This window comes from Enterobacter ludwigii, from assembly GCF_001750725.1.
Taxonomy (GTDB): Bacteria; Pseudomonadota; Gammaproteobacteria; order Enterobacterales; family Enterobacteriaceae; genus Enterobacter; species Enterobacter ludwigii.
This window is the reverse complement of record NZ_CP017279.1, coordinates 2,137,710-2,152,171: the sequence shown is the minus strand read 5'-3', so window position 1 is coordinate 2,152,171 and position 14,462 is coordinate 2,137,710. Positions and strand designations below refer to the sequence as shown.

General features: G+C 50.7%; 13 protein-coding genes. 11 read left to right on the top strand and 2 right to left on the bottom strand.

Going from position 1 to position 14,462, the window contains the following annotated elements; translation table 11 throughout:
* Together fliS and fliD are read right to left on the bottom strand one after the other, a co-directional pair.
* Entirely contained in the window at nucleotides 1-405 is a 405-nt protein-coding gene (fliS, locus tag BH714_RS10150; protein WP_014170724.1) for a flagellar export chaperone FliS, read from the bottom strand.
* A 13-nt stretch (nucleotides 406-418) separates the two neighbouring features.
* Nucleotides 419-1,837 (bottom strand): flagellar filament capping protein FliD, encoded by a 1,419-nt coding sequence (fliD, locus tag BH714_RS10145; RefSeq protein ID WP_032680745.1) that lies wholly within the window; start codon nucleotides 1,835-1,837, stop codon nucleotides 419-421.
* A 365-nt stretch (nucleotides 1,838-2,202) separates the two neighbouring features.
* Between fliD and BH714_RS10140 the strand changes: the two genes are divergently transcribed.
* The 11 genes from BH714_RS10140 to fliZ all read left to right on the top strand — a co-directional run bounded on the left by BH714_RS10140 (nucleotide 2,203) and on the right by fliZ (nucleotide 14,433).
* Nucleotides 2,203-3,039: a flagellin N-terminal helical domain-containing protein gene (locus tag BH714_RS10140; RefSeq protein ID WP_028013689.1), complete on the top strand. Its 837-nt coding sequence runs from the start codon at nucleotides 2,203-2,205 to the stop codon at nucleotides 3,037-3,039.
* A gap of 163 nt (nucleotides 3,040-3,202) precedes the next feature.
* A complete protein-coding gene (locus BH714_RS10135) occupies nucleotides 3,203-4,621 on the top strand; it encodes a hypothetical protein (RefSeq protein WP_040017824.1) in 1,419 nt (472 codons plus the stop codon).
* Between the two features lie 27 nt (nucleotides 4,622-4,648).
* The gene (locus tag BH714_RS10130) at nucleotides 4,649-7,984 is read left to right on the top strand and encodes a bifunctional class I SAM-dependent methyltransferase/glycosyltransferase (protein WP_040017823.1); all 3,336 of its coding nucleotides are present in this window, start codon (nucleotides 4,649-4,651) and stop codon (nucleotides 7,982-7,984) included.
* A gap of 3 nt (nucleotides 7,985-7,987) precedes the next feature.
* Nucleotides 7,988-9,142, top strand: a complete 1,155-nt coding sequence (locus tag BH714_RS10125; protein WP_032680748.1) for a DegT/DnrJ/EryC1/StrS family aminotransferase — start codon at nucleotides 7,988-7,990, stop codon at nucleotides 9,140-9,142.
* A gap of 12 nt (nucleotides 9,143-9,154) precedes the next feature.
* Nucleotides 9,155-9,853, top strand: coding sequence for a WbqC family protein (locus BH714_RS10120; protein WP_032680749.1), 699 nt, complete (start codon nucleotides 9,155-9,157; stop codon nucleotides 9,851-9,853).
* Nucleotide 9,854: 1 nt separating this feature from the next.
* A complete protein-coding gene (locus tag BH714_RS10115) occupies nucleotides 9,855-10,817 on the top strand; it encodes a glycoside hydrolase family protein (protein ID WP_032680750.1) in 963 nt (320 codons plus the stop codon).
* Entirely contained in the window at nucleotides 10,811-11,776 is a 966-nt protein-coding gene (locus BH714_RS10110) for a glycoside hydrolase family protein (protein ID WP_040017822.1), read from the top strand. Before BH714_RS10115 ends, BH714_RS10110 begins: the two co-directional genes overlap by 7 nt.
* Nucleotides 11,773-12,225 (top strand): GNAT family N-acetyltransferase, encoded by a 453-nt coding sequence (locus BH714_RS10105; protein WP_040017820.1) that lies wholly within the window; start codon nucleotides 11,773-11,775, stop codon nucleotides 12,223-12,225. Before BH714_RS10110 ends, BH714_RS10105 begins: the two co-directional genes overlap by 4 nt.
* Nucleotides 12,222-12,959 (top strand): class I SAM-dependent methyltransferase, encoded by a 738-nt coding sequence (locus tag BH714_RS10100; protein WP_032680753.1) that lies wholly within the window; start codon nucleotides 12,222-12,224, stop codon nucleotides 12,957-12,959. The genes BH714_RS10105 and BH714_RS10100 overlap by 4 nt, the downstream gene beginning before the upstream one ends.
* Nucleotides 12,960-13,107: 148 nt before the next feature.
* Entirely contained in the window at nucleotides 13,108-13,827 is a 720-nt protein-coding gene (locus tag BH714_RS10095; RefSeq protein ID WP_014170714.1) for an RNA polymerase sigma factor FliA, read from the top strand.
* Between the two features lie 54 nt (nucleotides 13,828-13,881).
* Nucleotides 13,882-14,433, top strand: a complete 552-nt coding sequence (gene fliZ / locus BH714_RS10090) for a flagella biosynthesis regulatory protein FliZ (protein ID WP_014170713.1) — start codon at nucleotides 13,882-13,884, stop codon at nucleotides 14,431-14,433.
* Nucleotides 14,434-14,462: the final 29 nt, after the last annotated feature.

Genomic DNA, 14,462 nt, shown 5'->3' with positions numbered 1-14,462 from the left:
TTAATCCTGCTTGGGAGTATAACCCGGGCCGATTTGCTTCCAGGCGTCGGAAATATTGAGCAGCAGAGCCTCGACTTCGGTAATAGCCTCGATGTCATTGCGCAGATTGGCATGTAACAAACGGCGTACCATATAGTCATAAAGCGCAGAAAGGTTGCGGGGGAGTTCTCCTCCCACATCCATATTTAACCCAGCCTTAAGGCCATTTTCGATAATATTAATGGCCTTAGACAGGGCCTCTCCTTTTGCCGGGATGTCCCCCTGCTCAAGGAAAAGGCGCGCCCGGATAAGCGCGCTATGGATACCGTCGAACAACATGACAACCAACTGGTGCGGGCTGGCACTCAAGACAGCAGATTCAAGACCTACCTGCTGATAGGCTTGTACACCAGATTTGCTATACATATCGTTTCCTTTCTTACTTACTGCTGAACTGTTGGGTCAAATAAGTGGCCGTGCCGTTGAATTTTGTGACCAACTTATCTAAATCGTTAAATTGCTTTTTATAGCGCGCCATCGTGGCTTCAATCGTCAATTCCATCGCGTCGTAACGTTTGCCGATGGATTTGAGCGTGGCGTTAATACCGTCCTTCGCATTCTGAATAACGCCTTCTTTGCCGACAGACGTGCTCAGCATATCGGTTAGCTTGTTATTCATCTGGGTAGCGAAACCGGTCGTTTTCCCGTCACCCACAAAATAGGCCTGTACACCAGCCGGATCGTCCGTGAGGATCTTGGTTAATTTCTTATCATCAATTTTCAGGTTGCCAACCGCGCCGTCCGCGCCTTTGACCGGGTCCTGTGTGATGCCAAGTTGGGCCATAATGGCATAGGAACCGCTCTGCACATTGGTCAATAAAGCACGCAGATCGGATTGTACTCCGCGGATAGTACTGTCACCCATCAGTACGCCGTTATTCGAAGACTGGGCGGTTGCCCCCACCGCAGGTGGCTCATATTTCGTCAATGAGGCAATGGTGGACTGCAGAGAGTTATAGGCAGTTACCCATTCTGTAATGGCTTTTTTGTTATCGTCTGTTGAGCGGGTTACGGTCAGGGTTTCATCGGCCGTGCTCTGCGCTTTCAGGGTTAATGTTACCCCTGGAATGGCGTCAGTGATGGTATTGGTCTGGCGGACAATCTGGATACCGTTGACGTTAACGACGGCATTTTGTGATTTTACCTGTTCGGTAAGTGCGCCACTGCCAATGATGCCTTTCAGCGTATCGTCGCCGGTCACTGTTACCGTCATATCAGAATCGGTACCGGTGGTTTTGGAGGTCAGCATCAGACGATAGTCGCCATCATCCGCTTTCACCACACTTGCCGAGACACTGCCGTTGGCAGCATTAATGGCTTTAGCGATCCCGTTCAGGGAGGTATCGCCATCGGCCAGGGTTACCGTCAGTGGTTTACTGTCAGCGCCTGCCTGGGTAATGGTAATGGTTCGGCTGTTGGTGCCCGTGGTGCCACCTAACTGCTTAGTATTGCTGTCGATAGTGCCTGGCGTGGTTGTCAGCACCTGGCCTTTAGCAATCTTGCTCACGTTGACTGTCACATCACCAACGTTAGCGCCGGAGGTACTGATAGCCGAAAATGCAGTATTGGTGCTGCTAATGGAGGTTGAGTTCCACGTATCTGTTTTTGCGAGCTTAGCAGCTGCGGTTTGCAGATTCGTCAGGGCGCTTTGTAATTTGCCGTAACCGGTAATCTGCGCGTCGTAGGTGGTTTTTTGCTTGGCAATAGCCGTCAATTTTGTTTCTTCTGCTGCCTGCAGCTTATCGTACAGATCTGACAGGCCGGGCATGCCCACCCCGAGATTACTGATAGTCGCCATGTAGTGTTCCTTCTTAATGGATGTTTCAGTCGTTTATCGGCCCGTTCGACGAAAAGTTTACGGCAAGCTTAAAAAATATATCGCTGAATAAGCGACCTAAATGACGCGTTTTAAATCAACAGGGTGCATGACGAAGAAATATACCGAAGAGAATAAGACGGTGATTTTTTGCGTTAATCTTTTATTCATCATGCACTCTGTAGCCGCTTTAGAGCAAAATAAATCTTTATAAAACAAATAATTAAATATTTTCTTCGATATTTTCTAAAGTCTGCTGTTCGAGCGTCGATAACCTTGTTGACGGTGAGAGACGCCGTGAGTGTTAGGCACCGACCCTAGAAACCATTTTTGAAGGAATTAAAATTATGGCAGTTATCAATACTAACCTGTTGTCCCTGACCACTCAGAACAACCTGAACAAATCTCAGTCTTCTCTGGGCACTGCTATCGAGCGTCTGTCCTCTGGTCTGCGTATCAACAGCGCGAAAGATGACGCTGCTGGCCAGGCGATTGCTAACCGCATGACCTCCCAGATTAAAGGTATGACCCAGGCGGCGCGTAACGCCAACGACGGCATCTCCCTGGTTCAGACTGCTGAAGGTAACCTGAACGAAATCAACACCAACTTACAGCGTATTCGTGAGCTGTCTGTTCAGGCTGCTACCGACACCAACGGTTCTTCTGACCTGACTTCCGTCAACACTGAAATCAAACAGCGTCTGGCTGAAATCGACCGTATCGCGGGCTCAGCTAACTTCAACGGTAAAAAACTGCTGGACGGCTCTGTATCTACCGCGCTGAAAATTCAGGTTGGTGCTGGTACTTCTGCTAACGACACCATCTCTGTAGACAGCAACGCGCTGATCAACGCGACCTCTGGTACCCTGAGCGCTGGTCTGAGCACTGCAATCTCCGATAACGCCTCTGCACAGGCTGTTATCTCTGCTGCTGATGCTGCAATCGCGAAAATTGATACCGCGCGTTCTAACATGGGTGCGATTCAGAACCGTTTTGAATCTACCATCAACAACCTGAACAACTCTATCAATAATCTGTCTGCTGCTCAGTCCCGTATCCAGGACGCTGACTACGCTACCGAAGTTTCCAACATGTCTCGCGCGCAGATCCTGCAGCAGGCTGGTACTTCTGTACTGTCTCAGGCAAACCAGGTTCCTCAGGCTATGCTGTCTCTGCTGCGTTAATCGCCGCGTCTGTTTCATAAAGGTTGCTGGAGACAGCAACCTTTTTTTTTGCCCGCCAGACAATCTCCGAAATAAGCCATTATTACCGGGGGTGTTCCTTCCATTATCTCGAATATTCCCTTGTACGATGGGTAAGAATCGCAATCTTACTAAGAGAATCGGGATGAACAAGTTCGAGCGTACACGATCGCTGCATCAGTATTACCGTGATGAATTTTCACGGCTAATCTTTTTGCCAGAAACGGATGCATTGCCTGCGCATGTTGTAACCGAAATCCTGCACTATAAAAATTCTGATATTGCCACGCTCGAACCCCAGATCATGGACGCAACGACCGATCTGGATGCACAAAAAGAACTCGCTGTTAAGCGCATGCTGTGCGCGATCGCTGCAGCAAACGCCGCGTTTGATTTTAAAAACCAGGGCAAGCCAACACCCTTTTCGCAAGAGCTGAGTGAAACCATTACCGGTTGGGTCGTAGAGGCGCTTCAGCATGACGACAGCATAAATCTTCTGGTGGCGGGTATTCAGGTTTTCTTCCGTATTAACGAAATTGACGCCGCCTTATTCCTGATTTCAAACTACTACGCGGTGGTGAGTCCATCCCCAACCGTGATGAAAATATTGCTGTTAGTGTGCCTGATGGAAGATGATTTTAATCAGATGCAGACGCTTATCCAGCAGCTGACCGCCGATCCTGAACATATTGGTGAAGACGCGTTAACGATGCTAATGATCGTCACGGGGATTCATAAACTGGGTGGCTGCCCTGAAACGTTCATCGATTTCTCCGCCCTGAATATGCCTGATTATGAGCCTGATTTTTCGCACTACGAGTGGCTTCTTTCGGCAGAGGAAAACGGAAAAACAACGGTTCTGGTAGCGTGCGACAAACGCTATTACTTCGATCACGCCCTGACGCTGTTAGGTTCGATCTTCCATACCAACGGCGACCAGCTTAACGTTCACCTGCATCTTTATAACCCTGATGATGAGACAAAGGCGCACGTTCATTCGCTGCACCAGCATTTTCCGGGAATGGTGATATCGGCGACAGCCGAAAAGATTGCGCCCGTTTTTGGTATCAATGTCTGGTACGCCTCAAGACGTTTTGTTTTCCTCAGCTATGCACTGAGCGTGTTCACCTCTCCAGTTATTGTTCTTGATGCAGATTGTCTCGTTCGTAAGAACTGGGCCGATATTAAGCAACATCTTCCTGATAAGGAAATTGTCCTCTCTTACAGTAACGGCGCACCGCCATGGGAGCAGGTTCCCGCCGGCTTTGTCTATACGGCTCCGGGGATGCTTTCGCGTAAATACCTGTCGCTTGTTGCGACATTTATTGACTGGAATCTACGCCGCGGCAATGCGGAGTGGTTCCTCGACCAGGTCGCACTTTCTGTCGCGCTGGATGCACTGCCTGCGGTTGAGCAGATGGCCATTCATCGCGAGCCGCTGGAGAAACTGATCGATATTCGCTACACCGACGCCACGTTCAGCTGGACAGTGACCACGCAAAAATCAGGCGGCGAAGCGTACCAGAACTACAAAGCTGCGATGCAACAAACCTATTTTGGCTAACCACTGAACTCATGGAACTTTCTCTGTATGTTGTATCCAGATAATCGATTCACGCTATCGGGTCTGCAGGCCGCCGCTGCCCTGTATCAGTTTCCTGCCGGGGCATTTGAGAATGCACGCGTCCTGGATTTAGGTTGCGGACAGGGCGAGGTGTTGTTATCCGCTGCGCTGGCCTGGCCTGATTGTGTCGGGATAGGTATTGATATTAACGAAGACGCTATTGCAGCGGGGCAGAGGCAGGCGCAGCGTCTGGGTATCGTCAGTATTGAACTGGTTGCGGCGGGTCTTAACGATGTGCTGAACGTGTCACCGGGTGAGTTCGATTACATTCTTATTCGCGGGGACTTTATTCCTGCAGGCATGCCAGAGCGTGACGCGCTGTTGCAGTGGTGTCGTCGCCACCTGTCGGCGTATGGCATTATTGCCATCCACCAGATTTTTACCCCGCCTGAATCCGCGGCACAATACGTTCAGGATGCGTTGGCCTTCCACGCACGCCTTGCGGGCCGGTCAGATGAGAAGGTTGCTTTTGCTCGTGGTATGCTCAGCTATCTGGCATTGACCCAGCCGGAAGGGGAGATCAAAGACTATGTGCTCGCGATGGAGCGCGTTGACGACACGACCCTTATTGAGAGCCTGGCAAGCGCCACGCACATCTCCGGGCAGTTCCTTCAGTTCACCGATACTCTCTCATCCTGCGGGCTGCGCTACGTGGGGGATGCGCTGCCTCAGTACGAAACGGGTGAGAGCTTTAGCGAGCAAATTCATCAGCTGCACGCACTGGTCTCATCTGGGCAGGCATCGATTGCCGCGCAGCAATATCTCGATTTTGCCGTCAACCGTCGCGAGCGCGTCAGCCTGCTTTCCCGTGATGATACTGTTAACGCGGCGGCGCTGGATTTTACCCGGTTAAACACGCTGCACTGGGCCGGTGATTTCAGACGTTGCCGCAACGATCGCGGCGAGATCGTCAATGCTCACACCAACGCTGAAGGGAAATTTTTCTCGACGCAAAATACCACGACGCTGCATATTCTCGATCTGCTTGGCGGCGCATGGCCGCTGAGCCTGTCATTTGATCAACTGGTGAGCAACGCTCGTCTTCCCGAAAAAGAGGAGGATGTCTCCCAGAGCGTACTTGAATCTCTAAAAGATCTCTTTCTCAACCAAATTCCGGGGCTCCACTGGGCGGGTTCACCGGGGCCTTACAATGTTCAGCCTGAAAGTGAACTCACGTTAATTGCTCCTCTTCTGGTAGGGCAAGACTTTGACATCATGCTTAATCTCTGGGGGGAGCGTGTGACCCTCAGTGACGACGAACGGGAGTTCGCGATTGCCGGCATGGATGTGAATCAGGCCAGAAGCCGAGAGTGCTTTTCTGCACTGAAGGCGAAAGGACTATTGAAAGGTACCCCTGAAGCTTGGCGCAAAGCACTGCAGCGTTTTTTGCGTCTGGGGGATGTCGACTACCTTAAAAGCAACATTGATACGCTTTTACTGCTTAATGTCGGATCGCAACAGGGCGGTTTACTTGTTGACGGGCAGATTATGGCAGGGGAGAGGGATGAACAGGATCCTGGCATCGATCTCATTTACCAAAACGTAAACGCGCTGATTGCCGCAGGTCTGGCGAAAGACGCGCGCGATTACATTACGGGACAGATTGAAAACGATCCTCATAATCTGCATCTGCTTCGCTGCTCTTCCCGTGCAAGCCTGCTGATGGGCGACTGGGACGAGGCTCTGTTGGCACTCTGCCAGCTCATGAGCCGCTACTCTGCTGGGCAGGATATCTGGTTCGACCTGGCAACCGTGCTGCAGAAAAAAGGTGAGCTGCATTATGCCGCCCGGATCCTGCAGGCGCTGCTGCGGTTGAATAAACATAATGCGTCATTCTGGAATACGCTGGCGGTGGTTTATCATGCGCGTCGCAATATGGCCATGGCTGAACGCTGCGCCAGGGAATCGTTGCGCTATAACGCCACGAATCCGCTGCATCTCGCGATGATGGGCATTATTCTCAGTGATAATCAGAAACTGACGGAAGCACGCTATTTCCTCGAGAAATCGCTCGAGTTTGCGCCGGGTGATTTTGACTGTTTCACCAGCCTGCTGTTTGTTCTTACCCACGATTTTTCTGTCTCGCCGGAAGTGCTTTTCAATCGCCATCTTGCCTATGGTGAACTGGTGACCGAGTGGGCGACAAACTTCGACCTGGCGCTGCCGTGGCAGGGTAGTAAGGATCCTGAGCGGCCGTTGCGCGTCGGCTTTGTCTCCGGAGACTTCCGTAACCATCCCGTAAGCCGCTTCCTGCGCCCGTTCTGGGACGGCATGGATCGGGAGCGGTTTTCCCTCTACGGATATAGTACGCTGGATAAAGATGATGCCGTCACGGAGCACTTCCGTAACACCTCGACGAAGTGGTTATCTGTTACCCATCTCAATAACGTTGAGCTGGCAAAACAGATCCACAGCGACGGGATTGATATTCTTTTTGATCTCTCGGGTCATACCACCGGGACGCGTTTACCCGCGTTTGCCTTTAAGCCTGCGCCGGTGCAAATCACCTGGCTCGGTTACCCGGGCACGACCGGGATGCGGCAGATGGATTACCGCATTATCAGCACCGGGTTTGTCAGGAATGCTGCGATAGACGCTCAGTTCACTGAAAAGCTGATCGCGATTCCACTCGATAACTTCTTTGAGCCGGATGCTTCCAGCCCTGACGTCAATGCCTTGCCAGCCCTAACGAACGGCTGGTTTACCTACGGTAGTTTCAACCGCCCGAAAAAATTGAATGACCAGGTCTTTGCGTTGTGGGCGCGCATTCTGCTGCATAACGCCACGTCACGTTTGCTGATTGGTTTTATGGATGACGATGCGATGATCGCCCGCTACCGCAAAAAGCTCAATGCGCTGGGCGTATCGGATGAGCAGCTTATCTTCCGTAAAACGACGGGACTGGAGTCGTATCTTCATATGCATCATGAGGTAGACATGTTGCTTGATTCCTTCCCGTACAACGGGGGAACCACCACCAGTCATGGCATATGGATGGGCGTCCCGACGCTTACCCTGGCAGGCGCAACCTATCCCGCGCGGCAGGGGCTGGAGATCTTGCATATTTACGGGCTGGATGAGTTTGTGGCGGAAAGTCAGCAAGACTATTTCGACAAGGCCGTTAGCTGGCAAACCCGACTGGAAACCCTCAGCGCTTTGCGTCAAAGCATGCGGAGCACAATCCCACTCCAGAGCCAGAGCAATGTGGCGATTCCTTTCCAGCAGGCCCTGCGCGGGGCCTGGCGAAAATGGTGTGCTGATGAAGCACCCCGCAGTTTCCAGGTATCAGGTACTGAGGATTAACTTATGAAAAATGTCTACGTTACCAGTCCACTTCTTCCGCCCCTTGAGGAGTTCATCCCTTACCTGGAGACCTTGTGGGAAAGTAAAATTTTGACCAACAGCGGGCAATTCCATCAGCAACTGGAAGAGGCGCTGGCGGCGTATCTTGGGGTAAAACATGTCTGCCTGTTCTCCAACGGCACGCTCGCGTTGCTGACGGCGCTTCAGACATTGCGTATAACCGGTGAAGTGATCACCACGCCATACTCTTTTGTCGCCACGTCTCACAGCCTGCTGTGGAATGATTTAACACCGGTGTTTGCTGATATTGACCCCGCCACTTTTAATATCGATCCGGATCGCATTGAAGAACTGATTACGCCTAAAACGACGGCGATCATGCCAGTCCACTGCTATGGTATTCCGTGCGATATGGAACGCATCCAGAAGATTGCCGATACCTATGGACTGAAGGTGATTTACGATGCGGCCCACTGTTTCGGCGTCAAACAGGATAACGCCAGCATTCTCAATTATGGCGATCTGTCCGTACTGAGCTTCCATGCCACAAAGGTGTTTAATACCTTCGAAGGGGGGGCCATTATTTGCCATGATGCCAAAACCAAGCAGCGCATCGATTATCTTAAAAACTTTGGTTTTGCCGATGAAACCATTGTGATGGCGCCGGGTATTAACGCCAAAATGAATGAAGTGCAGGCGGCCATGGGGCTGCTGCAGTTAAAGTATATTGACAGTGCGCTGCAGGAACGCGCGGTTATTTATCAACGTTACGTTGAACTGCTCGATTCCGCTCTTCCGGCGCTGGAGTACATTAAACCTGCCAGTAATATTGAATGGAATTACTCCTACTTCCCGGTACTTATCCGCGAAGATTCGGCGGTCAGCCGGGATGCTATCTATTCGGAATTACGCAAGCATAATATCTATGCCCGCCGTTATTTCTATCCGCTTATCAGCGCGTTCCCGATGTATCGCCACTTCCCGACGGCGAATGCACAACATCTCCCGGTTGCCGATGAAATTTCTCATGCGGTGCTCTGCCTGCCCATCTATCCCGGACTACTGGTGGCCGATCAACGTCGTATTATTGAGATTATCCAGGAACTCTTTATCAATGCCGCCCGTGCGGCAGAGCCTGCGCTTGTGGTCAATGGATAGGAAAGAAAACCGATGAAGCTGGCGATCATGCAACCCTATTTTTTCCCGTATTGCGGCTATTTCCAACTGATGGCGGCAGTGGATGCTTTCGTGGTGTATGACAACATCAAGTACACGAAAAAAGGGTGGATTAACCGTAACCGTATTCAGGTTCGCGGTGCGGAGTCATTAATCTCGCTGCCACTAAAAAAAGACTCGGACTTTCTGGATATCAGGGAGCGGCAGCTCTCAGCAGCATTTGACCGCAATAAGCTGTGCAATCAAATTGTCGGTGCGTATCGCCACGCACCCTCATTTTCCGCGGTAATGCCGATCGTTGAGGAGATTATTCAGAACCCGGAGGATAATCTTTTTAATTATCTGTGGCTGGGCCTGAACCGGTTGCGGGACTATTTTGGCTTCTCGTGTGAGCTAATTGTCTCGTCTTCGTTACCGGCGAATCACGCGTTAAAGTCTCAGGATCGCGTCATCGATATTTGTCAGGTGATGAACGTCCGTACGTATATTAACCCCCCGGGGGGCATGGCGCTCTATTCCCGGCAGGATTTTGTCGAACGCGGGCTTCAGCTGCAATTTATCCAGCCGCAACCGTGGCACTACCCGCATTCTGACGCGGCGTTTATTCCCTGGCTGTCCATTATTGACGTCATGATGTTTAACTCTCGCGATGAGGTGGTTCGTCGCCTGCAACTTGGTTATGAGTTAATTTAATATGTTTACATGGAAAAAATTGGGTAAGGTCTTTACCCCGCAGGAGGTGACTCATCTCCCTTGGCTTAAAGAGTTTGCTCAGGCCCCTGCGACGCTGATCTTTGATGATTTCGTGCGCGTCTATTTCTCCTGCCGCCCGCCTGCTGATGAACAGGGGAAATATGTCAGCTATTCCGCTTGGGTGGATTTGGCTCGTGACGATCTCTTCCAGGTATTGCGCTTTGCCCGTGAACCGATTCTCCCGCTGGGTGGATACGGAGAATTTGACGAATTTGGTACCTATCCCGTCTCCGTGATGCGCGATAAGGATGTGGTAAAAGCCTGGTATGCAGGCTGGACTCGCTGCGAATCGGTGCCGTTCAACGTGGCAATTGGCATGGCAGTAAGCCATGACCAGGGGGAGACCTTTGTTAAAGCGGGTCCGGGGCCAGCAATCGGTTACTCTCCGGATGAGCCGTTTGTAATGAGTGGGCCGAAAATTCGAAGATTCAATAACCAATGGCAGCTTTTTTATATTGCTGGTCGCAAATGGAAATGGGTGGATGGCCGCGCAGAGCCGGTCTACAAGATTCGCATGGCGACATCTGAAGATGGCATCAACTGGACGAAGCTGAATAAAGATCTGATCCCCAGCCGTATCGAAGAGGACGAGGCACAGGCCAGCCCGGATGTTTTTTACGCCAACGGCAAATACCATATGTTTTTTTGCTACCGCTACAGCGCCCATTACCGCGGAAAGCAGAACGGTTACCGCATCGGCTACGCGTGGAGTCTGGATATGATGTCGTGGCACCGGGATGATAGCAAAGCTGGCATTGACGTTTCTGCTTCCGGATGGGATGCAGAAATGATCAGCTACCCACACGTTTTTGAACTCGATGGCAATATTTACATGGCTTATCTGGGGGATCAGGTGGGCCGCTATGGCTTTGGCCTGGCACAACTTGAGGGCAAATTATGCTGACCCTGAAATGGCGTAAGCACGGGCTTATCTATTCGCCTTCACAGGTTCCTCCTCTGGCAAATGGGGTGGGTTTTGCCCAGTCTCCGCAAGCGCTGGTGTTTAATGACTTTGTCCGAATCTACTTTTCCACGCGTGAGCGGGAGGCGAATTCAGCAAAGTTTATTAGCCGTGTCTGCTATGTGGATATGGATAAATCTTTGCGGGAGGTGCTTCGTATCAGTCCCGAGCCGGTGATAGCATCTGCTGAATTGGGCACATTCGATGAGCACGGTATTTTCCCTTGTAACGTTCTGCGTCATGAAGGAAAAATCATGGCATGGACGACGGGCTGGAATCGTCGCGTTTCGGTCTCGGTTGATACAGCCATTGGTTTTGCGGTAAGCACAGACAATGGCGAACACTTCACCCGTTTCGGTACTGGGCCCGTGATGGGCCCCTCATTGCACGAGCCACACTTAGTGGGAGATGCCTTTGTTATACATACCCGTGAACGTTTCCACATGTGGTACATCTTTGGAACGGGCTGGAAGAAGCGCACACCGGATTCGGTTCCGGATCGCATCTATAAAATTGCTCATGCGGAATCACACGATGGCATCCACTGGCAGCGTGACAGCCAGCAAATTATCCCTTCCGTACTGGGGGACGATGAATGCCAGGCACTGCCGACGGTGATTGAAATCAATGGCCGTTATCATATGGTCTTTTGCTTCCGTGAGTGTTTCGATTTCCGCACAGAGCAGGGGCGCGGCTATCGTCTGGGCTATGCCTGGTCTGATGATTTACACCACTGGCATCGTGACGACAGCCAGATGGCGTCGCTCGCGTCCGTGAATGACTGGGACAGCGAAATGCAGTGCTATCCCCATCTGTTCCGCTGCGATGAGAAAGTTTATTTGCTTTATAACGGTAACGCGTTTGGCAAAGCAGGATTTGGCCTGGCGGAACTGGTGTTATGAATTGCTGGGCGTTTTGCCAGAACCGTGCCTCACCGGAGGAGATCGTCGAACACTTTAATCAGTGTGACCCGCTTTTTGTCGCGTCTATTACCGAAATAATCGCGTTGCAGGACTATGCCAAAAAAATAGCGGAGCGGGCATGGCGAACCGAAGCCTGGCATAACAACACGCTCATCGGACTGGTTGCAGCCTATTATAACGCGCAGCGTCAGCAGGGATTTATTACTCATGTTTCCGTTTTGCCTGACGCCCAGCATTGCGGTGTGGGTAGCAAGCTATTAATTCAAAGCATTGAACATCTACAGTCCCTGGGTGTGATGGAAATTAATCTTGAAGTCGATAAGAATAACGTGTCGGCACAACATTTATATCTAAAGCATGGATTTATCTTCGGCAGATCAAACGCTTCAAAGATAACCATGACTTTGCACAGTGAGATAACAACATGACCCTTCGTGATTACAATCTGGAAATCAAAGATACTGCCGATCATCAGTATGCCTATAACTTTGATTTTGATGTGATGCACCCTTTTATGATCCGTGCGTTCACACCATTTTTTAAGCCGGGTAATTTACTTGAACTTGGTAGTTTTAAAGGTGATTTTACCGCACGATTGACCGAAAAATTCAGCGACATCACCTGCGTGGAAGCCTCGGCAGAGGCGATGAATATCGCCAGTAAGCGCCTGGGGGAAAATGTCTCGTTTGTGCATTCCCGCTTTGAGGATGTTGAACTGCCGGAGCGTTATGACAATATTATTCTCACCCATGTGCTGGAGCATATTGACGATCCCGTTAACCTCTTAAAACGCATTAATAATGAATGGTTAACGGATGAAGGCCACTTTTTTCTGGTTTGTCCAAATGCGCATGCCGCCTCCCGACAGATTGCCGTAAAAATGAACTTAATCTCGCATAACAGTGCGGTGACGGAGGCTGAGTTTCAGCATGGCCATCGTTGTACTTATTCTCTGGATACTCTTGAAAGAGATGCCCGTCTTGCGGGACTTAACGTTGTTTATCGCACGGGTATTTTTTTCAAGGCGCTCGCTAATTTCCAGTGGGACAAACTTTTACAGACAGATATCATCTCAAAGCAATATCTTGAGGGGTGCTACGAGTTAGGCCATCAATACCCTGATTTATGTTCAAGTATATTCTTGCTATGTAAAAAAGGCTGACGTTATCCTTACCACAGGATGCATGTTATCCCTGCATGCATCGGTAACCCCCAAATAACCCCTTATTTTACCCACTATTCATCCAATTGAACGCCCTGCAGAATCGGATAATCATGCCGATAACTCAACTAACGCAGGGCTGTTTATCGTGAATTCACTCTATACCGCTGAAGGTGTAATGGATAAACACTCGCTGTGGCAGCGTTATGTCCCACTGGTGCGTCACGAAGCATTGCGCCTCCAGGTGCGTTTGCCGGCGAGCGTGGAACTTGACGATCTGCTACAGGCGGGCGGTATCGGGTTATTGAATGCAGTTGACCGATACGACGCTCTGCAAGGAACGGCATTTACGACTTACGCAGTTCAGCGTATTCGTGGTGCGATGCTGGATGAGCTGCGCAGCCGCGACTGGGTGCCGCGCAGTGTTCGCCGCAACGCGCGCGAAGTGGCGCATGCGATGGGGCAGCTGGAACAGGAACTGGGACGTAACGCAACGGAAACAGAAGTGGCGGAACGTCTTGGCATTGCTGTTGAAGAGTATCGTCAGATGTTGCTCGATACCAATAATAGCCAACTCTTCTCTTATGACGAGTGGCGAGAAGAGCATGGCGATAGCATCGAGCTGGTGACGGATGAGCATCAGCAAGAAAACCCGTTACACCATTTAATGGAAGGTAATTTACGCCAGCGCGTAATGGAAGCGATTGAGGCTTTACCTGAGCGCGAACAGCTGGTGTTGACCCTCTATTATCAGGAAGAGCTTAATCTCAAAGAGATTGGCGCTGTTCTGGAAGTGGGGGAGTCTCGGGTAAGCCAGTTGCACAGCCAGGCCATTAAACGTTTACGCACAAAGCTGGGTAAGTTATAGGTGATTGATTCACCTGAAAAATGCCGCACAACGTATTGACAACCAGGAGTTATCATGACGGTGCAGCAATCTAAAAGACGGCCTTTAAGCCGCTACCTGAAAGACTTTAAACACAGCCAGACGCATTGCGCCCACTGTAACAAGTTACTCGATCGTATCACGCTGGTTCGTCGAGGCGAAATCGTTAATAAGATCGCGATTTCACGCCTCGACACGTTGATGGATGAAGCAGCATGGCTCGAAGAACAAAAAGAGTGGGTGGCACTTTGCCGTTTCTGCGGTGATCTCCACTGCAAAGAGCAAAGCGACTTCTTCGACATTATCGGCTTCAAACAATTCCTGTTTGAACAAACGGAGATGAGCCACGGAACCGTACGCGAATATGTCGTCCGCCTGCGCCGTCTCGGACAACATCTCACCGTGAACAACATCTCCCGCGATCTGCTGAAGACCGGCTATCTGGATGAGAATCTTGAGCCGTGGCTGCCTGCGACCAGCACCAACAACTACCGCATTGCGCTGCGCAAGTATGCACAATATAAGGTACAAATGCCGGGTGTCATAAAGCAGAAAGCCCACGCTGGAACAACTTCTGATATATATTAAAAAAGAATAAGATGTAGCGCAGTCGCCTT